Below are 18,751 nucleotides of genomic sequence, written 5' to 3' on the forward strand. Positions count from 1 at the left end.
GTCACCATCACGTTCGCCCCGTGTGCCACCGCGAAGTCATGCGATTCGGGGCTGCGGGCGGCGACCCACACGGGCGGGTTCTTCTGAATCGGCTTCGGGACGCTGGTGGATGCCGGGAACCGGTAGACCTCGCCCTCGAAGGCGAAGTCGCCGTTCCACAGCTGGTTGACCGTCGTGACGATCTCGTTCATCGCCTTCCCGCCGTCGGTGGCCGGCATTCCGTCGGCGAGCCTGTCGAACTCGAACTGGTAGGCGCCGCGGGCCACACCGAGTTCGGCTCGACCCCCGCTGATCACGTCGAGCAACGCGATCTCACCGGCCGCGCGAATCGGATTCCAGAACGGAGCGATGATCGTGCCCGCTCCCAGACGAATGGTGGTCGTGCGCGCCGCGAGATACGCGAGTTGCGGAATCGGGCTGGGAGAGGCGGTGTATTCCATCGAGTGGTGCTCGCCGATCCAGACGGTACTGAATCCTCCGGCCTCCGCAAGGAGAGCGAGTTCGACGAGGTTCTCCCAGTGCTGCGCCGCCGGGATCGAGTCGTCATAGCGTTCCATGTGGATGAAGAGCGAAAAGCGCATGGCCTCCTCCGTTCTGTGGATGTCTACTCCGTCGCGGTCCGCTCGGCGACGGTTCGGTTTGCGCGGGACCAGTGCTCGGGCTCGACCTCGCGCACGAGTACCGTGATGTTCTCCGACTGAGCACCGACGGTCTGTTCGACGGCACAGTGCAGGGCGTCGATGAGTGCGCGCAGCTGCTCCGGTGCGCGCCCGCGGGCGATGGAGACGTCGATCAGCGGCATGGACTCAACCTCGCATCACGAACGGGTCGTCGACCGGGCCCTCGTCGGTGTTGATCCACACGCTCTTGAGCCGTGTGTACTCGTACATCGACTCGATGCCGTGTTCAATACCCACACCAGAACTCTTGAAGCCCTGACGCGGCGACATCGGCGACATCGCGCGGTAGGTGTTCACCCACACCGTGCCGGCATCGAGTCGGCGCGCGAGGCGGTGGGCGCGGGCGAGGTTCTGCGTCCACACCCCCGCCGCCAGACCGTACTCGGTGTCGTTGGCGAGCGCGACAAGCTCGTCCTCGTGCTCGAACGGCATGATCGCTGCGACCGGGCCGAAGATCTCCTCCCGCACGTCCCGAATGTCGTTGTCTAGATCGGTGAGCACGGTCGGTGAGTAGAAGTAGCCCGGGAGTTCGAGATCGTCCGGTCGCGCGCCGCCTACGCGGACCGTCGCGCCCTCGGCTGCTCCGAGCTTCACGTACGAGTCGACCTTGGCGAGCTGGTCGGCGAACGCGAGAGGTCCGAGCTCCGTATCGGAGTGAAGAGGGTCTCCGATGCGAATGGTGCACGCGCGCTCCGTGACACGCTCGACGAGCTCATCGTAGACAGCGCGGTGCGCGAACACCCGGCTTCCCGCGATGCAGGTCTGACCCGCGGCGGCAAAGATCCCCGCGACGACTCCCCTCGCGGCGTTGGTCACGTTCGCGTCGTCACACACGATGTTGGGGCTTTTCCCGCCGAGCTCCAGCGTGCAGCCGATGAACCGTGCGGCCGCTTCTGCAGCGATGCGGGACCCGGTCGCCGTCGATCCCGTGAACGAGATCTTCGCCAGCGCGGGATGGCTCACCAGCGGCACACCGGCTTCGTTTCCGAATCCCGTGACCACGTTGACCACGCCGGCAGGGAACCCTGCCTCCACAGCGAGCTCTGCCAGGCGCAGCACGGTACGAGACGTGTGTTCGCTCGGTTTGATGACCACGGTGTTGCCCGCCGCGAGCGCGGGCGCGATCTTGGAGGTCGTCAGGGTGAGCGGTGAGTTCCACGGCGTGATCGTTCCGACCACGCCCAGCGGTTCGCGCTGCGTGTAGTTGAGGATGGCGGGAACGGCGACCGGGATCTGTGCGCCCTGAATCTTGTCGGCGAGTCCACCGTAGTAGTAGTAGTACTCGGGAAGCGCGTTCATCTGCCCCCGCATCTCGCGCAACAGTTTGCCGTTGTCGAGACTTTCCAGGAGTGCGAGTTCCTCGGCGTTCTCGCCGATGAGATCGCCGAGCCGACGCAGGAGATGTCCGCGCTTGGTCGGAGTGAGCGTCCGCCACGCCCGCGACTGGAAGGCATCGCGCGAGGATGCCACGGCTCGGTCGATATCCGCGGCATCGCCGCGCGCTGCCGCATACAGAACACGCAGGGTCGCGGGATTCGTACTCGGGAAGTACTCCCCGCTCGACGGCGGGACGGTCTCACCGGCGATGAAGTGGCCGAGCCTCTCAGTCATGGTCGTGCCCTTTCCCTTCGTTGAGCAGCGTGGCGATGGCCGCGACGAGCGTCACGGGATCCTCCAGGGGCATCATGTGCCGGGTGCCAGGAACAACCTCGACGCGACAGTTCGGGATCGCGTCAGCCAACCTTCGCGACATCTCCGGGGTCGAACCCGGGTCGTCGGCTCCGGTGATTGCGAGCGTGGGGGCGTGGATGCGGGCGAGTGCGGGAGCGATCTCCCGGTCGCCACGGGCGAACACGGCGTAGGCGTGCAGGTAGGATTCGACGTCGTTCGCGAGCAGCACTCGGCGTGTCGCTTCGATGTCGTGCGATGACACGGCGGTGCCAGGCGGGAACCACCGCGCAATCGAAGCCTCCACGCTGCCTGCGAAGTCGTCGCCGGCAGCGGCGAGTCTCGATGCGACGTTCGCCGCTTCGCTCGGTGTGCGCCGGCAGACAGAGCTGACACACGCAAGGGTCGCAACGCGCGCGGCGCTGAAGCGCGCGATGTGCTGAGCGATCAGGGCACCGAGCGAGAAGCCGACGAGATGGAGCGGCGCCGGCGGGATCCGGTCGATGACGTCCGCGGCGAGGCTGGCCAGGCTCTGCGGCTCTCGCAGCGGCGGGCGCGTCCCGTGACCGGGCAGATCGACCGCGACCACCGGGCCGAGGGCATCCCCCATGACACGGATGACCGGTTCCCACATGGTCGCGTCCAGACCGACGCCGTGCAGGAGCACGATCGGGGTGGCCTCAGCGCGCATGCCGCCTCCTAGTCCCCACCCAGCGGTGCCAGCCGCTGCTGCGGACGACCGCGGTTGGCGCCTGCGAGCGCGACCAGGATCTCATCGGGGTGGGGCGCATCCGCGACGCGCACTTCGACCGTCTGATGATGCGAGCGGATGGTCATATCGGTGAAGTGCTTGAGGGGGATGTCGAACCCGATACCCGCCGGCCCCCGCTTCTCCACTGCCGGCAGAAGAGTGGTCCCGTTTGCCGCGCGCCGGAAATGGTCGCCGAAGCGGAGGTTGTGGATCAATCCGGATCCGTGCTCGATCTCTCCGTCGAGCCCGACGATGGCTGCCTTCCCGTACGCCTCCAGCGGTGCACCGAGCACCTCGATCACTCGGGGAGCCAGCAACGCACCGAGATCGGAGGCGATGGAGTTGATCCCCGGCAGCAGGTCTCGGACGAATCCCTGCCCTGCCCACGGATTCGCGAAGACGACGCCCACCACCACGACACGAGCGACCGGTTCGACCGGTTCACCGCCTTCGAGCACGGTCTCGTCCACATGGGTGAAGAGTTTGCGGTGGGTGAAGGTCGAGGCGTTCACAGCGGTGTCTCCTTGAGAATGTCTGACGTGACGGGAAGGTCTGTGGCGCGATCTCCGATCCGCGCGAACGGCCGGGGCCCCGTGGAGGCCGCAGCGACGATGACGATCTCGTCCGGCTGGGGCGCACCGGCGAGGTGCACCTCGATGGATTGGTAGTGGCTGCGCGTGGCGGCGGCGAGCTTGTGCCACATCGGCACCCGCAGAAGCTCACCGGCTTCGCCTCTTCCGTCGACGAAACAGATGATCGCGGTGCCCTTGAGCGCCTCGCGCACGAGATTGCCGAAATACGGGGTATGCACCAGCGCCGCCGCGTGCTCGAGCTCACCGGCTGTCCCCGCCAGCGCGGCCTTGCCGAAGGACTCGATCGCGTCGGCGCCGCCAAGCGCCTGCAACAGCCGATCGGTGAGCATCTTCGCTAGCACCGGCGCGATACGTCGGGTCTCGGGCTGCAAGTCGGTCGTGACATCGGTCCCCCGCCAGGGGTTGCGGATCACTGCCGTCGCTGTGGCGCGCCGGATCGGCGCCGCGTCCGCGCGCGGAACCTGCTCCGTCCGAGTGAACACGGTGCGCAGCCCGACCGCGGCGGCGATGTCCGCGTAATCGGTCAGCGTCGATCGGGCCACGAGATCGACTGTCGGCGGGAACGGCACAGACTCAGTCATGGGGTTCCCCCGCCGTCGTCGATGAGGTCGCGCCGTCCTCACGCCCCGACACCGCGATCGTGGCGGACTGCCGCGTCTGCGTGACATGCCGACGAGCGGCGAGCTCGGCCGCGAGGGGGTCTTTCGACTGGATCGCCTCCACGATCTGCGCATGCTCGCTCATCGAGCGATCGAGTCGGCCCGGGAGCGCAAGTGTCTGGGTCACGATGCGGTGGTACGCGAGTTGGTTCATGAGCAGGTCGTAGTGCTCGGACAGCTTGTGATTGTCGGCGCCGGCGACGAGAGTGTGGTGGAACTCGTGCACGAGCGCGGCGTAGGCTGCGCGATCCTGTGCGCGCACCACGTCCCGCTCACTCTCCACGTTGCGGATGAGACTGCGCAGCTCGGGGACATCGCCGCGTTGCGCCAGCAGTCCCGCCGCGAGTCCTTCCAGCGACTCTTTGAGCTGGAAGAGCTCAAGGATCTCTCGGGAGGTCGGCTTGCGGACGAACGTCCCCACGCGCGGTCGGATCTCGACAAGACCCTCCCGTTCGAGTTGCTTGAGCGCTTCGCGAATCGGCGTCCGGCTCACGTCGAACTCGGCCGCGAGCGCCGTCTCTGCCAACAGGTCGCCCGGGGCAACCGCCCCGCCGACGACGAGATGCCGCACCCTATCGAGGAGTGAACTCGCACCGTTGCGCAGGGTCAGGGATTCTTGCATACAACAAAGGTAGCGCGGCCCTTCCGCTTGGGCAACACCCGGCCTGGATTCAACGTGATATTCCGAGAAATACTCGCGAAGTCAGCGAAGGCTATTGACCCAACGCCTAGGGATACTTATCCTCTGTTGCATGCAAGCATCATCGATCCGCTCGGAGCGGCAGCCGATGGCATCCGCCCTGGCCGAAGCATGGTCCGCGGCCTGGGACCGTGGAGACGCGAGTGCTTTCGACAGCATCACCCACCCCGACTACATCCGCGAGAGCACAAGCTCCGGACACACGACGGATGCGGCCGGCCTCAAGCGGCAGATCATCGCGACCCGCGATGCGTTTCCCGATCTGGTGACGACGATCGACCAGATCGTCGTCGACGCCTCCGAGACGACCGCGGCCGTGTTCTGGCACTCCGAAGGCACCTTCGTCAACGATCTCGAGGGTGTGCCTGCAACCGGCGCTCGCGTGCAGACGCGCGGGTCGAATCTCATCCAGATGCGCGACGGCGAGATCATCCGCGAGCGCGTCACGTGGGACCACGCCGAGCTTCTCGCCGACCTGGGCGTGCCGACGCTGAACTCGGCGTTCGAGCAGGCAACCGGATCGGAAGTGGTGGTCGATGACCTCAGTGGCATCCCCAGCCTCGACGTCCTCAAGGGATTCAACCGGCAGTTCGTCACCGGCGTCACCGTGGTCACCACCATTGGGCGCGACGGCAAACCCCGCGGACTCGCCGCGAACTCGTATGTCTCGGTGTCGCTCGACCCCCCATTGATCCTGGTGTGCGTGCAGAAGACGACCTCGACCTACCCGGAGTTGTTCGCGTCGACCCACCTGGGCATCAACATCATGAGCAACGCCCAACGAGCTGTCGTGGCGGTCTTCGCTGCGCGTGGCGATGACAAGTTCGCCACTGTCGGCTGGCATTCCGGCCCTGCGGGCAGCCCACTGATCGACGGGTCCGCCGCATCGCTGGAAGCGGAGATCAAGGAGCGCTTCCAGGCTCGGACGCACACCCTGTTCATCGCGCGGGTGACCCACGCCACAATCGCAGACGTTCCGCCGATGGTGTATCAGGGTGGGCGCTTCTTCGACGCCACCGGCCTGACCGAACTCTGATACCCACCCCCCTGGATACGAGGAAGTAGACATGCGTGACAACGACAACAATCCCCCATCGGACGATTCCGTCGGCGGCGAGCTGGCGCTGGGTACCCGGCGCACCGATCCGGCCTTCGCCACGCACTCGGTCACGGTCGTGGAGGCGGAGCGATTGCGGAAGCGTCCGGGTGCCGTGTTCTGGGTCTCGGTGGGCGCAATCGTCGCGCTCGTCGTGTGGGCCACGATCGCACCCACCCAGGTAGGCGAGGTCATGGCGGCGGCATCGAATTGGTCGACGCAGAACATCGGGTGGTCGTATCTGGTGGTGACACTCGGCTGCATCGTCCTGATGCTCTATTTGGGTCTGGGACGATTCGGGCGCGTGCGACTGGGCGAGGACGACGATCGACCGGAGTTCAGCACCGTGGCATGGATCGCGATGATCCTCGGAGCAGTGATGGGCATCGGGCTGGTCAGCTACGGCGCGGCCGAGCCCATGACCCACTTCATGGTTCCTCCGCACGGTCGGGCCGAACCGGAGACGATGGATGCTGCCGTCACCGCCATGCAGTTCGCCTACTTCGATTGGGGTCCCAACGCGTGGGCACTGTTCGGGGTGTTCGGCCTTGCGATCGCGTACTCGACACATCGTCGCCACAACTCGGGACTCGTCTCGCCCATGCTGCGCCCGGTCCTGGGCGCCAGCATGGACGGCTGGGCCGGCCGCACGATCGACATCTTCACCGTGATCGCCACCCTGTTCGGCACGACGACCTCGCTCGGCCTCGGCGCATCGCAGATAGCCGAGGGCGTGAACAGGCTCACCGGAGTACCCGCCGACCTGTTCGTCAAGGTCGCCATCATCGCCGGGATCACGGTCGTGTTCACCCTGTCGGCCGTTTCTGGCGTCGGCCGCGGCATCAAGTGGGTGAGCCAGGTGACGATGATCGGCGCTGCGTTGCTGGGGCTGTTCGTTCTGACGCTGGGACCGACGAGCTTCATCGCCAACCTCTACGTCCGGTCGGTCGGCCAGTTCGCCGGGGAGTTCCCGATCGTGGCGCTGCTCACCCCGAGTGGCCCCGAAGACCTGCAGTGGATGCAGTGGTGGACCTACTTCATGATGGCCTGGTGGCTCAGTTGGGGTGCCTTCGTCGGGATCTTCCTGGCCCGGATCTCGAAGGGGCGCACGATCCGGCAGTTCGTCTTCACCGTCTTGGGTGTGCCCACCATCGTGTTCACGGCCTGGTTCGCGATCTTCGGAGGGACGGCGATCAACTTCGACATGTTCCATGGAACCGACATCGGCGAACGCACCCTCAACGACACCAATACCACCTTCTTCGCCGTGCTCGCGGAGCTTCCCCTGCCGGCGATCACCTCGGTGCTCACGATCGTCCTCGTCGTGCTCTACTTCGTCTCGGGCGCGGACTCGAACACATTCGTGCTGAGTTCGCTGTCCTCTCGCGGCTCGATGAACCCCTCGCGTGCTGTCCTGACGATCTGGGGCATCCTCACCGGTGTCTGTGCGATCGTGCTGCTCCTGGTGGGAGGCTTGCAGGCGCTGCAGCAAGCCGCGATCCTCTCCGCCATACCGTTCACGGTGATCGTCACGCTTCTGGGCATCTCCCTCGTCAAGGAGTTGCAGAATGACCATCGGTTCGGGGGAACACGCCCCGTCACCCGCGCCGAGCTCGACCGCATCCTGGCCTCCTGAGTCCCGACGGGCGCGCCGCGCGCCCGGAACCGAGGAACCACCTGCGCCGCGAGAAACTCACGCCGCGGACGGCGCGACTCAGAACGGCGCGTGGTCGACGGTGCGGGGAGCGCAGGCGGCAGGTCCTTCGACGGGCGGCGGATCGTGCTCGGGGTCTGTGCTGAAGGTGACGCGGCTGGTCGGCGTGTCGATGTAGGTACGACCGGTCGGCGAGGTCCATTCCAGTTCTCCGTCGACACGCTGACGGACGGACCATCGGGTGTGGTGTTTGAGCGTGTGGTGCCGTCGGCACAGGTGGCTGAGATTGGCGGCACGCGTCGGACCGCCGTGGGCATGATCGATGGAGTGGTCGATGTCGCAGCGTGACGCCGGCTGGCGGCACCCCGGGAATCTGCAGTGCTGGTCTCGCACCCGCAAGTGACGGCGCATCTGTTCGGTGGGCCGGTAGCGGTCGGTGCACAGCGGATGACCGGTGATGGGGTGGGTGAGGATGCGGTCCCACACGGGCGCCGCGGCGGCAAGGCACCGTGCGGTGTCGGCGTCGATCGGAACCCGGCCGTCGAGGGCGACGGTGTCGAACGGGTCGGCGACGACGTCGTCGAGCAAGGTGAGGACCGGAACGGTGACCTGCGCGATCGGAGTGATCGCCGACAGGCTCGGCAGCCCCGTGTACGCGGTCGGGTCGGCGGTGAGCAGCGTGTCGCAGAACACATCGGCGCGGATCTGGTCGATGCCGCGCGTTTCGGGAGTGCCGGTCGTACCCGTGGCGTGTGCGGGGTCGCCGCACGCGCCGGGAGCGCCGCCGGCGGGAGTGTCTGCGGCGGGCACGACGGCACCAGCGATGACGGGCACCCGCGCGGCGGGATCGTCAGGCACCGGCGCGCCGGGAGCGTCAGGCGCACGCGGGCACGCGGGGGCCGCGTCGGACCTGTCGGGCGATGCGTTGGCGATCACGAGCGCGTGCTGACTGAGACGGTCGTAGGCGGCGTGCAGCAGCACGGACGGGCCGTACACGGACAGCGTGGACATGCCGTCGTCGTGATCTTCGAGGCTCACGCACCGGCCGGCCCGAGCGTGTGCGTGCCGGTCGGCCAGGGAGGCGTGTGCGTACCACTGGGCGCGGCGGGCCGCCACCGGCTTCAACCGTGAGGCGGAGACGTTCTCGGCGTAGTCGAGCAGGTCTTGTTCGAAGGCGCGCCGCAGGTCCGTTTCGTCGATGATCGCGCCCGCCGTCTCGATCACGCGGACGTGCGCGATACTGATTCGCCCGGCCGCGAGAGCGTCGAGAGTCTCCGGGTAGTCGCACTCCAGTGCGGCCGCGGCGCCCATGCGGCGTTGGACGGTGCGGTCGGACACCCGCCACGCCGTCGCGATCTCCGCCGCGACCGAGCGGTAGGGGAGCTCGGCATCCTTCGCCTGCGTGGTCGCCACGTCCTCGGACCAGTCGTCGGCGATGCGGTGGGCCTGGGCGAGCAGCCGTTCCTGCTCGGCTTGCAGCTGCGCGATCAGCGCCTGCGTGTCGACCAGACGCGGCAGCAACGCCCGCATGCGGGTCGTCGCCCGTTCTTCTGCTGCTGCCGTGGTGGTCATGTCCCCAGCATGACACAACCCTCCGACATTGATTCGATGCTAGATCGCTAATCCTCGACTATATATCGGATATTTCTACGATCATTGACACCTGGCGCGAGATCAGCACCCGACCCCATCGGGGTCTTCGATACAGTCGTGCGCGACCAGGGCGTTGCGCACCTCGTAGACGCGCACCGTGACCTCGGCGGTGGGGATGTCGAGGGTGCCGGGCACGAGGACCCATCCGCCCCCGAGGTCGATGTCGGCGCTGTAGCGAACGACAGCGCGCGCGCTGTAGGTGCCGCGCGCGGAGTACGCGTAGCTCGTGTCCGTCGCCGTGAATTGCGGGAAACCGAGGTCGTCCCAGGTCCGCCCTGCGGTGCGGGAACCCTGCCGCGTCCCATCACCATGCTCGAAGACGTACTCGACCGGCGTGAACCGCACCCGTAGCGGCTGACCGAACAGCGTCCCGGGCACCTCGTGGACAGTCGCGGGAGCGACGAAGTTCACCGGCAGGCCGACGACCCCCACGCCGAACGGTTCAGCCACCGTCGCGACATCGCGCGGGGCGAACCGGGCAAGGTCGGTGATCGTGACCGTGAACACCTCCGGCGCCTCCGCCGCCACCGGATCGGTCGGCGCAGCATCATCGGTCGAATCACTGCAGTCATCCAGCTGCTCAGGAATCCTGCCCGATTCCACCCGCCAACAGATCGTCCGCCACCGCGGCAGCTCAGGCTCCGCCGTCGGCGCAGCCCCTCCCCGCTGCTCCACCTTCGACACGGGACCAACAGTCCTCCTCGTAGAGTGGGAGCGGTCCGTCGTCTGCAATCCACGGAGCGGTACCTCCGCATCGTTGCCCGTCGAGGAGCACTCGGTCACAGTCGGCAACGCGCATCCAGGCTCATCGGTCTGCGCCAGCGCCGCTGACGGCCCCATCGCCAGAGCGGACACCAAGAGCGCCAGGCTGACCAGGCAGCTCGGGAGAACGTCTACTCGCATTCTGGTGGGCCCTCTCTCCCGACCATTGAGTTGATCAGCCAACCGCTACCATGACGTGTCAGTGATATGGAAAGCGACTGCAGGGCGGGTCGGTCATCAGTCACATGTGAGTTTCCCTGAGAATCGACAAGGTCGACCTCGCTGACATCGAGGCACACCAGGAGTTCGGCCTCGCTCACCGTCGACTGAGGCGTGAGTTGGACGAGCGTAACGATTGACTCACCCGTGATGGCGCCTCCCGCGGCATGCAGCCCCGAGAACGCGACCTTCGCGTCGTCCAGAGCCGGGCCGGTCATGTACGCGTACATCGGCTCGAATGTGGCCGGGTCGGCCAGATCGACCGCATTCAGGGTGTCGACGTACGCCCGGTAGGTCGCCTCGGCTGCGGCCAACGCCTCAGCCTCACTGGCGAAACCGGTCGGCGTCGGGGTCGACTGCGACTGCGGCGTGCAGGCAGACGCCATCCCCGCAGCCACCAGGACCCCGACCATCAGCCATATCGCTCGTGCGCGCCACACCCCGCTCACCGTACTCGGGTCACCGCCCGCACGCGGCCGTTCTCCACAGCCCCCAACCACCCACAGCTCAGGCGGCGGCGCGGGCGGCCTGCACCTTGCCCGCCCACCGCTGGAACGCGGGAGCGTCGGGGATGCGCGCCAGCACCGGTCCGAGCAGGATCGTGATCAGCACGTATGCGGTCGCGAGTGCCGTGATCGCGCGGTCCACGCCCGCCGTCAACGCCAATCCCGCGATGACGATGGAGAATTCCCCGCGCGGCATGAGCGCGAATCCGGCACGCCACCGGCCGGCCTCACCGATCCCTGTCCGCCATGCGGCGAAGTACCCCGTCGCGAGCTTCGTACCCATCGTCACGACGGCGAGGATCGCAGCGGGAACCAGAACCGGCCACAGATCGTTCGGATTGGTCGACAACCCGAAGAAGAGGAAGAACACCGTCGAGAAGAGATCACGCAGCGGCATCAGCACCCTCGAGGCATGCTCGGCCACGGGCCCCGAGATCGCGATGCCCACGAGGAACGCGCCCACCGCCGACGAGGCCCCCACTTGAGCCGCGACACCCGCGACAAGCAGCGTCACGCCCATCACCGACAGCACCAGCACATCGCCCTGCTTCGACCACACGAGCTTCGACACCAGGCGCCCGTGCCGCAACGCGATATAGAGGATGACGAGCACGCACGCGAGCGCGATCAGCACCACGAGCATCCCCTGCCCGAGTTCGAGCCCCACGAGCGTCGCCGTGAGGATCGGCAGATACAACGCCATCGCGAGATCCTCGATCACGAGAATGGACAGCACCACCGGCGTCTCACGGTTCGCAAGACGACCGAGGTCGCCCAGCATCTTCGCGATCACCCCCGACGACGACACCCACGTGACGCCCGCGAGCACGACCGCTCCGATCGGCCCCCAGCCGAGCCACAGCGCGAGCAGCGCCCCGGGCACGGTGTTCAACACCATGTCGAACACCCCGGCCAGCCGCGAGGCCCGCAGGTTCGACACCAGCTCGTCCGCCGAATATTCCAATCCGAGCATGACCAGCAGCAGGATGACGCCGATCTCGGCGCCGACGATGATGAACTCCTCGCCCTCGGCGAAGGGGAGGATGCCGCCGTCGCCGAACGCGAGACCGGCCAGCAGGATCAGGGGAATGGGCGAGATGCCGATGCGCGCCGCAAGGCGCCCGAGGAGGCCGACACCCAGCAGAAGCGCACCGATCTCTATGAGAACGAGTGCGCCGTGCTCCATGAATTCAGCCTCCGTTGATGATGCGCGCCAGCGCGTCCAGACCCTCACGCGTGCCGACGGCGATGAGCGCGTCGCCCGCGTTGAGACGGTCTTCCGGACCAGGGGCGGGAAGCACCCCGGTTTCACGCACGATCGCCACGATCGAACAGCGAGTGCGAGTGCGGGCCTTGGTGTCGCCGAGCGGGCGACCGATGTAGGGGGAATCGGCCCGCATCGGCACCTGCTCGGTGTACAGGCCCGCGATCTGTTCGCGCAAACCCGCCACCTGCGACAGGATCAGCGACCCGCCGAGCAACTCGCTGAGCGCGGTGGCCTCGTCGTCGGTGAGCTCCACCGTCAACGACGCCCGGTCGGGATCGTGGGCATCCGAGACCGCGACCTCCCGCCCGCCCTCCCGGTAATCGATGATCGAGATGCGCCGCCCCTCGGCGGTCACGAGGTCGTGGCGCACGCCGATGCCGGGCAACTCAGCCCGCTCCACGTTCACTGGCATGCTTCCATCATGGCACCCGCTCGCCGGCTCACGTAGCCGTCACGGATGCCGGCACGCGGTACGCTGACCGCGCACCCCCGCAGGGGGTCAGCTGTCGAAGGGACCCCGCCCCATGTCCGCGCACCCCGAGCCTCCCGCGCCGCCGCGCCGCCAGGTCCTGTCGTGGGCACTGTGGGACTGGGCGACCCAGCCGTTCAAGTCGGTCATGCTCACCTTCGTGTTCGTGACGCTCTACCTCGTGTCGGACGCCTTCCTCCCCGACGAGATCGCCGCCCAGAACGCCGACGGCACCCTCGTCTGCGCACAAGGCCCGGATGCCGCGACCGAGTACTGCAGGGGGCTGTCCCAGCTCACCGAGTGGTATGGCTGGGCCACGTTCGCAGCTGGCATCGCGGTGCTGCTGCTGGCCCCCGTCCTGGGTCAGCGGGCCGACGCCAGCGGCTCGAAGAAGCGGTGGGTGGTCGGTGCGACCGCGTCCCTCGCGGTGCTGCAGTTCAGCCTGTTCTTGGTCATCCCCGAGCCGCGGTTCTTCTGGCTCGGCGCGCTTCTGGTCGCCGTCGCCTCCGTGGTCTCGGACATCGCCGAGGTGAACTATTACGCGCTGCTGGTGCGGGTGTCGACGCCGCGGACGATGGGCCGGATCAGTGGCCTCGGCTGGGGCCTGGGCTACCTCGGCGGAATCACCGCACTACTGATCGTGGTGGCACTCGACAACGTGTCGTGGTTCGGGCTGGATGTCTCCGACGGACTCGCGTACCGGATCATCGCCGCCGGAGCCGCCGTGTGGACGGTGACCTTCGCGGTGCCATTCGTGCTCAACGTACCCGAAGCACCGGGCCGCACCGATCGGGCCCGGGTCGGCTTCTTCCGAAGCTACGCCCGTCTCGTCACCGACATCGCACAGCTGTTCCGCGAGCAGCGCGCCACCGCCGGGTTCCTCGTCGCCAGCGCCCTGTACCGGGACGGCCTCGCCGGCGTCTTCGCGTTCGGCGGGGTACTGGCGGCCATCTCCTTCGGGTTCTCCGCCACCGAGGTGATCCTGTTCGGCGTGGCCGCCAACCTCATCGCGGGCATCCTCTCCATCGTTGCCGGCCGACTCGACAACCGGTTCGGCGCGCGGAACATCATCGTGACGGCACTGATCGTGATCCTCATCGCGGGGATCTGCATCTTCGCCTTCCGCGACGGCGGCAAGCCGGTGTACTGGGTGGGAGGAGTGGCGCTCGCGGCCATGGTCGGGCCTGCGCAGGCGTCCAGCCGCACGCTGCTGGCGCGACTGACTCCCACGAACATGCAGGGTGAAGCGTTCGGCCTCTATGCCACCACCGGGCGCGTCATGAGTTTCCTGGCGCCGCTGCTGTGGTCGGTCACCATCGCGTGGTTCGGTGCCACCCACTTCGGCATCCTCGGCATCGTGCTCCTGATCGCCGTAGGCCTGGTCGGGTTGCTCTTCGTTCCCCTGCCGCGGCACCGGCGGGCCAACAACACACCCTGACATCTCGGGCCTCACCGACGTATAATCCTGTCACCACCCCCGGTAAAGACCGCTCTTTTGTGGGAAGAGCGGCGCCGGCGGTTCTCGGGGAACGAGGATGCCATGACGGATCTCAGTCCGACCGTGGTCGAAGCCAGCACCGTGGACGAGGCCCGCACAATGCTTGCGAGTGCGTTCGAGCCGTACACGGTGACCCCCACCGACTCGGGCTCGCGGTTTCACCTCACGGCGACCATCACGCACCTGGGGCGAGTGACCTTCGCACGGATCTCTTACGTCTCGGGCGTCATCGTCGAAGCAGAGGCACCCCTGGACGCAACCTACTGCGTCGCGCAAGCCACGCGGGGACAGGTCCGCCTTACATCGGGACGCAACGACGTACGCCTGGAGGGTGACCACTCGGTGGTGTGCGACGATCGACGCCGGATCGTGTCGCAGCGCGAAGCGGGAGCTGAATTGACCATGCTCCGCATCGCGAGCACCGCCGTCAATGAGTTCTCGCTCGACTACAGCACCGAACACCATGCCCTGTTCGACATGGAGCCGCCGCATGAGCCGAAGGACCGCGCGCGGTGGCAGGCGGTGCTGACGATGGCCTGGCGGATCGCGGAGCTGCAGCCCACGCGCGCCGGTTCGCTCTGGCACTCCGCGATGGAGCAGTTCGTCGTGACGGCGATGCTGTCGACCCACCCGCACACCTTCGCCACCCGGGAGCGCGCCTCGACCTGGAGCGCGAGCGCCCAAGCCGCCAAGCGTGCCGCCGAGTTTTTGCAGGACCATCACGCCGACCCGGTGAACATGACCGAGCTCGCGTCGTCGCTGGGCCTGACCACTCGCGCACTGCAACGGGGCTTCCTGTCAGTGCACGGCGTCACAATGACCGAGTACCTGACCGATCTGCGTCTGGCCTCGGCCCACCGGGAACTCGCGTCGAACCCCACCGCCACGGTCTGCAACGTTGCCTACCGCTGGGGCTTCTCGTCGCCGTCCCGGTTCGCCGCCCGGCACCGCAAGCGCTACGGCGTGCTCCCCTCCCAGGTGGGGCTGCGCGCGGCGGATGAGTGAACCAGTCGGATTCCGTCTCGGATCGGTCGCTCACCGTACTGCATCGCATCAGCGCATCTGCGAACCTATATATGTCATTCCCCTCATGGGTATGACCTCGCCGGGTCGCCCCGCCAATAACTTCGCCCCCCGGATCGGCAGGTGGCCCGGCGAGATCCCTCCCTCGGCCATCCGACGCATGTTTGTCGAAGGTACGATGCCCTTCCGAGCGTGCGCCGGTGGGCGGCCGGGGCCGCGAGTCCTCGGTTACCGCCCCGGCCAGGAGTCTGCCAGTTTGACGAGCAGGCGGAGCAGGTCGACGCGCTCGGCGGTGGTGAACCCGGCGAGCGCCTGCGTCAGTTGATCGCGACGCTCCCCGCGCATTCCGCGCGCGACCGCGAGTCCCTTGTCGGTGAGGGCGATGCGGGTGCGGCGGGCGTCGTCGGGATCGGCCTCGCGACGCACCAGCCCGTGCGCGGATCCTTGTTGCACGAGCTTGGAGGCGCGCGGCTGGTCGACGCCGATCCGCTCGCCCAGGTCGCTCACCGTGAGCGGAGCGGAGGCGGTCGCCAGGGCGTCCAGCATCCGCACCCGGGCGGCGCCGCCGCGAGGGCCGTGACCCCGCTCCCCATGACCCGGACCGAACCGGTGCACTCCGGGAGGGGGTCCGGCGGATCCGGGCGGGCCGAACGGCCCGGGGCCGCGCCCACGCAGTCGCGAAAGCGCGTCAAGCAGCGTGTCGAGCTCGGTGGGGGTGGGTTCGGCCGCGGGCATCCTCCCAATTTACATGCAATTTGACATGGATGATATATCCATGTCATAGTGCATATACATGTCATAAAGCATGCATGGCGATCGAAAGACGATCGCCCACGAAAGGACTTCTTCTCATGAACACCTCTGACAACACACAGACTGACTCCCCTCGCCCGCTGCACTTCTGGCTGCACGAGGTCGATTCCCGGCTGGCAGACGAGTTCGCCGACGCGTGCCGCGCGGCGGGCATCACCCCGCGTGAGGCTCACGCGCTGCGCATGCTCTCCGATCGGCAGCAGCGACCCGACGACGACCCGCGCCGCGGCAAGAAGCTGCGCCGCCTGGCCGAACGCGGCTGGGCCGTCGAGACCGACGGCGACTGGTCACTGACCGACGCCGGCCGCGAGGCGGCCGAGCGGATCGCGGCGGCGTTCGCCGGCATCCGGTCCCGTATCGCCGACGCCGCCCCGGCGGATGATCTTGCGACCACCGTCGCCACGCTGGAGGCGATCGCGCGCGGGCTTGGCTGGGATGAGTCCCAGCCAACGCGGTCACCGCGACGCCCGGGGTCGCGCCGCGGCCGGTCCGCGCGGCACGGTTCCGTGGACGATGCCTCCGGGCGTCGTTGCGGACGGGGCGCGCGGGGCCACCGCGGACACGGTCACGACGACGGCACGGACCGTGAGGCGCACGGCCACCGCGGCGGGCGTCCGCATGGCGGGCGCGGCGCACACCGCTCGGACGGGCAACAGCATGCACGCGGCGACGCGGCGCAGTCCGGGCATCACGCCCACTGAATGACAGCGTCGGGCACCCTCACACGATGCGAGGGTGCCCGACGCGTCCGCTCACGGCTCCGCAGGCTCGTCGCGTGCCCGACGTCGGCGCACCGCCATCCAGGCGAGCGCCCCGAGCGTGGCTGCGAGGGCGGTGGCGAGGACGGCAATGGTCGCAACAGGTGCCGCCGCTTCGGCGCCTGCCGGGTCGGCGGCATCCGCAGACAGAACCGGCGACTGCGTCGCGGGCGAAGTGCTCTCGGTGGCCGAGGGCGTGGGCGCACGGGTGCTCGGCGCGGACGTCGCCGACGCGGTCGGGGTCGGAGTCGGCACCGGGGTGGGCGTCGACGGCACGGACGTCGGGGGGGTCCGCTTCGGCGTCGCGGGCGGATCCGCCTCGTCATCACGGGCGGGCGGGGGGCTCGGCGCAGGCGATGCCGCCGGTGCCGCGGTGTAATCTCCATCGACCGCCCCGGAGTAGCGTGCGAAGACGTGGACGATCCACCCTGTGCCGGCCGAGTCGACGGCGTACCCGACGCCGATGTGCGTTGCGTCGCCCAGGATGTTCGCGCGGTGCGGTGAAGAATCCATGAACTGCGCGTGCAGTCCCTCAACAGTGGGCCTGCTGGAGAAGCCGACATTCTCGGCCGCGCTCGACCAACCTGACGGGATCTGCGCCGAGTATGAGGGGTTGTGGGACAGTTGGCCTGCCGCCGCGAGGTGTTCCGCCCAGTCGCGGGCGACCGCATCCATACGAGCATTGGGTGTGAGGTCCGCAAGCCCGGCTTGGCTGCGGGCCTTGTTGATCAGCGTCTCTGTATCGGAGGTCACCGACGCCACAGCCGGCGCCGTCACACCGAGCAGCAGCGCGAGCACGCCGAGGAGCGCCCCCAGCATCCGCCATCGTCGTCCCATCGACACCACGGTAGCGAGACTGAGCGGCGTTGACTTCTCCCCTGTGGATAACGTGAGTGGCAGAATGTCGGAATGTCGATGACCACCACGTCCGCGGACGGCACCACGATCTCATACCACGCCGTCGGGCAGGGCCCGACGGTCGTCGTGGTGAACGGCGCCATGTCGACTGCAGCGGACGGGGTGGCGCTGGCCGACGCGCTGGTGGCCGCCGGTTGCACCGCCGTCACCTACGACCGGCGCGCACGGGCCGGCAGCGGTGACGCCACCGACGGCCCGCACCCCGGCACGACCGCCCCGGTCGATCCGACGCGCGAGGTCGAGGACCTTGCTTCGGTCCTCGCTGCCGTCGACAGCCCCGTCGCGGTGTTCGGGCATTCGTCGGGGGCGGTGCTGGCACTGCTGGCCGCCTCACGTGGATTGCCCGCGGCCCATCTGTTCCTGTCCGAGCCGCCGTTCCGTTTCGGGGTGGCCGAGGCGGATGCCGATCTCCCCGACCGGATGCTGCGGCTGATCGATGAGGGCCATCCCGACGAGGCGGTGCTGGCGTTCCAACTGGAGGGTGTGGGTCTGCCGCCGGAGCTGGTGGAGCAGATACGGATGAGCCCGATCTTCCCCGGTCTGGTGGCGCTGGCGCGGTCGACCGTGTACGACGCGACGCTGACCCGAAACGTGTCGACGCCGACCGAGGCGATGCTGGCTGTGTCCGCACCGGTGACGGTGCTGCTGGGAAGTGACACGTTCCCGGTGCTGGAGGCCGCCGCACCGCGACTGGCCGAGGCGATCGCCGGCGCCGAGCTGGTGCACGTGCCCGAGTCGATCGGGCACCGCCCCGACCCGGAGGCCACGGTGCGGGTGATCACGCAACGCTGGCCGGGCTGAGCAGTTCTGCCCGGGCGAACAAGCCCTGTGGACAATCCGGGCGGATGCCTCTTCCGGGTAGCTACGGTGTGAGCATGCGGCACGCACGTGGACTCCCAGTCATCGGCGCGACAGCGGTCCTGCTCACGCTGCTGACGGCGTGCGTCCCCGAACCCGAACCCACGCCGACCCCCACCCCGACAGGATTCGCGAACAGCACCGAAGCGTTCGCCGCCGCCGAGCAGACCTACCACGACTACATCGACGCGCTCAACGCCGTCGAC

The 18,751-nt window shown here is 67.9% G+C and carries 20 protein-coding genes and 1 pseudogene; 7 read left to right on the forward strand and 14 right to left on the reverse strand.

From position 1 onward, the window contains the following. The 7 genes from ACK5KK_RS00515 to ACK5KK_RS00545 all read right to left on the reverse strand — a co-directional run. The coding region (locus ACK5KK_RS00515; protein WP_416888137.1) for an LLM class flavin-dependent oxidoreductase at positions 1-581 on the reverse strand (581 nt) is incomplete at its 3' end. A gap of 23 nt (positions 582-604) precedes the next feature. Further along, positions 605-802, reverse strand: coding sequence for a tautomerase family protein (locus tag ACK5KK_RS00520; RefSeq protein ID WP_416888138.1), 198 nt, complete (start codon positions 800-802; stop codon positions 605-607). A gap of 4 nt (positions 803-806) precedes the next feature. Continuing rightward, the gene (locus ACK5KK_RS00525; RefSeq protein ID WP_416888139.1) at positions 807-2,291 is read right to left on the reverse strand and encodes an aldehyde dehydrogenase; all 1,485 of its coding nucleotides are present in this window, start codon (positions 2,289-2,291) and stop codon (positions 807-809) included. Beyond that, positions 2,284-3,039 (reverse strand): alpha/beta fold hydrolase, encoded by a 756-nt coding sequence (locus ACK5KK_RS00530; RefSeq protein ID WP_416888140.1) that lies wholly within the window; start codon positions 3,037-3,039, stop codon positions 2,284-2,286. Before ACK5KK_RS00530 ends, ACK5KK_RS00525 begins: the two co-directional genes overlap by 8 nt. 8 nt (positions 3,040-3,047) lie before the next feature. Continuing rightward, positions 3,048-3,611, reverse strand: coding sequence for an amino acid synthesis family protein (locus tag ACK5KK_RS00535; protein WP_416888141.1), 564 nt, complete (start codon positions 3,609-3,611; stop codon positions 3,048-3,050). Continuing rightward, entirely contained in the window at positions 3,608-4,273 is a 666-nt protein-coding gene (locus tag ACK5KK_RS00540; RefSeq protein ID WP_416888142.1) for an amino acid synthesis family protein, read from the reverse strand. The genes ACK5KK_RS00535 and ACK5KK_RS00540 overlap by 4 nt, the downstream gene beginning before the upstream one ends. Then, the gene (locus ACK5KK_RS00545) at positions 4,266-4,973 is read right to left on the reverse strand and encodes a GntR family transcriptional regulator (RefSeq protein WP_416888143.1); all 708 of its coding nucleotides are present in this window, start codon (positions 4,971-4,973) and stop codon (positions 4,266-4,268) included. The genes ACK5KK_RS00540 and ACK5KK_RS00545 overlap by 8 nt, the downstream gene beginning before the upstream one ends. A 130-nt stretch (positions 4,974-5,103) precedes the next feature. Here ACK5KK_RS00545 and ACK5KK_RS00550 point away from each other — a divergent pair, with 130 nt between their 5' ends. Continuing rightward, the gene (locus ACK5KK_RS00550) at positions 5,104-6,087 is read left to right on the forward strand and encodes a flavin reductase (RefSeq protein ID WP_416888144.1); all 984 of its coding nucleotides are present in this window, start codon (positions 5,104-5,106) and stop codon (positions 6,085-6,087) included. 31 nt (positions 6,088-6,118) lie between these two features. Then, positions 6,119-7,783 (forward strand): BCCT family transporter, encoded by a 1,665-nt coding sequence (locus ACK5KK_RS00555; protein ID WP_416888145.1) that lies wholly within the window; start codon positions 6,119-6,121, stop codon positions 7,781-7,783. Between the two features lie 78 nt (positions 7,784-7,861). Here the strand turns inward: ACK5KK_RS00555 and ACK5KK_RS00560 are convergent, their stop codons facing one another. The 5 genes from ACK5KK_RS00560 to ACK5KK_RS00580 all read right to left on the reverse strand — a co-directional run bounded on the left by ACK5KK_RS00560 (position 7,862) and on the right by ACK5KK_RS00580 (position 12,620). Then, positions 7,862-9,373: a DUF222 domain-containing protein gene (locus ACK5KK_RS00560; RefSeq protein WP_416888146.1), complete on the reverse strand. Its 1,512-nt coding sequence runs from the start codon at positions 9,371-9,373 to the stop codon at positions 7,862-7,864. A gap of 102 nt (positions 9,374-9,475) precedes the next feature. Next, positions 9,476-10,138 carry a hypothetical protein gene (locus ACK5KK_RS00565; RefSeq protein WP_416888147.1) on the reverse strand — a complete coding sequence of 221 codons (663 nt, stop codon included), beginning with the start codon at positions 10,136-10,138 and terminating at the stop codon, positions 9,476-9,478. 209 nt (positions 10,139-10,347) lie between these two features. Continuing rightward, positions 10,348-10,749 carry a hypothetical protein gene (locus ACK5KK_RS00570; RefSeq protein ID WP_416888148.1) on the reverse strand — a complete coding sequence of 134 codons (402 nt, stop codon included), beginning with the start codon at positions 10,747-10,749 and terminating at the stop codon, positions 10,348-10,350. Positions 10,750-10,942: 193 nt separating this feature from the next. Next, positions 10,943-12,127, reverse strand: coding sequence for a cation:proton antiporter (locus tag ACK5KK_RS00575; RefSeq protein WP_416888149.1), 1,185 nt, complete (start codon positions 12,125-12,127; stop codon positions 10,943-10,945). Positions 12,128-12,131: 4 nt separating this feature from the next. Next, on the reverse strand, positions 12,132-12,620 hold the full coding sequence (locus ACK5KK_RS00580; RefSeq protein WP_416888150.1) for a cation:proton antiporter regulatory subunit: 489 nt from the start codon (positions 12,618-12,620) through the stop codon (positions 12,132-12,134). Positions 12,621-12,732: 112 nt separating this feature from the next. Between ACK5KK_RS00580 and ACK5KK_RS00585 the strand changes: the two genes are divergently transcribed. Together ACK5KK_RS00585 and ACK5KK_RS00590 are read left to right on the forward strand one after the other, a co-directional pair. Next, positions 12,733-14,115 carry an MFS transporter gene (locus ACK5KK_RS00585; protein ID WP_416888151.1) on the forward strand — a complete coding sequence of 461 codons (1,383 nt, stop codon included), beginning with the start codon at positions 12,733-12,735 and terminating at the stop codon, positions 14,113-14,115. Positions 14,116-14,217: 102 nt separating this feature from the next. Continuing rightward, positions 14,218-15,180, forward strand: coding sequence for an AraC family transcriptional regulator (locus ACK5KK_RS00590; protein ID WP_416888152.1), 963 nt, complete (start codon positions 14,218-14,220; stop codon positions 15,178-15,180). Positions 15,181-15,426: 246 nt separating this feature from the next. On the opposite strand, the gene ACK5KK_RS00595 is transcribed toward ACK5KK_RS00590, so the two are convergent. Further along, positions 15,427-15,933, reverse strand: coding sequence for a MarR family winged helix-turn-helix transcriptional regulator (locus ACK5KK_RS00595; protein ID WP_416888153.1), 507 nt, complete (start codon positions 15,931-15,933; stop codon positions 15,427-15,429). 116 nt (positions 15,934-16,049) lie between these two features. On the opposite strand from ACK5KK_RS00595, the gene ACK5KK_RS00600 reads away from it, so the two are divergent. Then, complete coding sequence (locus ACK5KK_RS00600; protein ID WP_416888154.1) at positions 16,050-16,712, forward strand: hypothetical protein; 663 nt, start codon at positions 16,050-16,052, stop codon at positions 16,710-16,712. 51 nt (positions 16,713-16,763) lie between these two features. On the opposite strand, the gene ACK5KK_RS00605 is transcribed toward ACK5KK_RS00600, so the two are convergent. Then, positions 16,764-17,606, reverse strand: coding sequence for a CAP domain-containing protein (locus tag ACK5KK_RS00605; RefSeq protein ID WP_416888155.1), 843 nt, complete (start codon positions 17,604-17,606; stop codon positions 16,764-16,766). Between the two features lie 72 nt (positions 17,607-17,678). On the opposite strand from ACK5KK_RS00605, the gene ACK5KK_RS00610 reads away from it, so the two are divergent. Both ACK5KK_RS00610 and ACK5KK_RS00615 read left to right on the forward strand, forming a co-directional pair. Continuing rightward, a complete protein-coding gene (locus tag ACK5KK_RS00610) occupies positions 17,679-18,488 on the forward strand; it encodes an alpha/beta fold hydrolase (protein ID WP_416888156.1) in 810 nt (269 codons plus the stop codon). Between the two features lie 74 nt (positions 18,489-18,562). Beyond that, positions 18,563-18,751, forward strand: a pseudogene (locus ACK5KK_RS00615) (hypothetical protein); the annotation flags it as partial.

This window comes from Microbacterium sp., assembly GCF_047972865.1.
Classification (GTDB): Bacteria; Actinomycetota; Actinomycetes; order Actinomycetales; family Microbacteriaceae; genus Microbacterium.

Excerpts from the sequence above, each read along its gene's own strand:
- ACK5KK_RS00520 (WP_416888138.1), bottom strand. The coding sequence starts at position 802 with ATGCCGCTGATCGACGTCTCCATCGCCCGCGGGCGCGCACCGGAGCAG.
- ACK5KK_RS00525 (WP_416888139.1), bottom strand. The coding sequence starts at position 2,291 with ATGACTGAGAGGCTCGGCCACTTCATCGCCGGTGAGACCGTCCCGCCG.
- ACK5KK_RS00530 (WP_416888140.1), bottom strand. The coding sequence starts at position 3,039 with ATGCGCGCTGAGGCCACCCCGATCGTGCTCCTGCACGGCGTCGGTCTG.
- ACK5KK_RS00540 (WP_416888142.1), bottom strand. The coding sequence starts at position 4,273 with ATGACTGAGTCTGTGCCGTTCCCGCCGACAGTCGATCTCGTGGCCCGA.
- ACK5KK_RS00545 (WP_416888143.1), bottom strand. The coding sequence starts at position 4,973 with ATGCAAGAATCCCTGACCCTGCGCAACGGTGCGAGTTCACTCCTCGAT.
- ACK5KK_RS00550 (WP_416888144.1), top strand. The coding sequence starts at position 5,104 with ATGCAAGCATCATCGATCCGCTCGGAGCGGCAGCCGATGGCATCCGCC.
- ACK5KK_RS00555 (WP_416888145.1), top strand. The coding sequence starts at position 6,119 with ATGCGTGACAACGACAACAATCCCCCATCGGACGATTCCGTCGGCGGC.
- ACK5KK_RS00560 (WP_416888146.1), bottom strand. The coding sequence starts at position 9,373 with ATGACCACCACGGCAGCAGCAGAAGAACGGGCGACGACCCGCATGCGG.
- ACK5KK_RS00575 (WP_416888149.1), bottom strand. The coding sequence starts at position 12,127 with ATGGAGCACGGCGCACTCGTTCTCATAGAGATCGGTGCGCTTCTGCTG.
- ACK5KK_RS00580 (WP_416888150.1), bottom strand. The coding sequence starts at position 12,620 with ATGCCAGTGAACGTGGAGCGGGCTGAGTTGCCCGGCATCGGCGTGCGC.
- ACK5KK_RS00585 (WP_416888151.1), top strand. The coding sequence starts at position 12,733 with ATGTCCGCGCACCCCGAGCCTCCCGCGCCGCCGCGCCGCCAGGTCCTG.
- ACK5KK_RS00590 (WP_416888152.1), top strand. The coding sequence starts at position 14,218 with ATGACGGATCTCAGTCCGACCGTGGTCGAAGCCAGCACCGTGGACGAG.
- ACK5KK_RS00595 (WP_416888153.1), bottom strand. The coding sequence starts at position 15,933 with ATGCCCGCGGCCGAACCCACCCCCACCGAGCTCGACACGCTGCTTGAC.
- ACK5KK_RS00600 (WP_416888154.1), top strand. The coding sequence starts at position 16,050 with ATGAACACCTCTGACAACACACAGACTGACTCCCCTCGCCCGCTGCAC.
- ACK5KK_RS00605 (WP_416888155.1), bottom strand. The coding sequence starts at position 17,606 with ATGGGACGACGATGGCGGATGCTGGGGGCGCTCCTCGGCGTGCTCGCG.
- ACK5KK_RS00610 (WP_416888156.1), top strand. The coding sequence starts at position 17,679 with ATGTCGATGACCACCACGTCCGCGGACGGCACCACGATCTCATACCAC.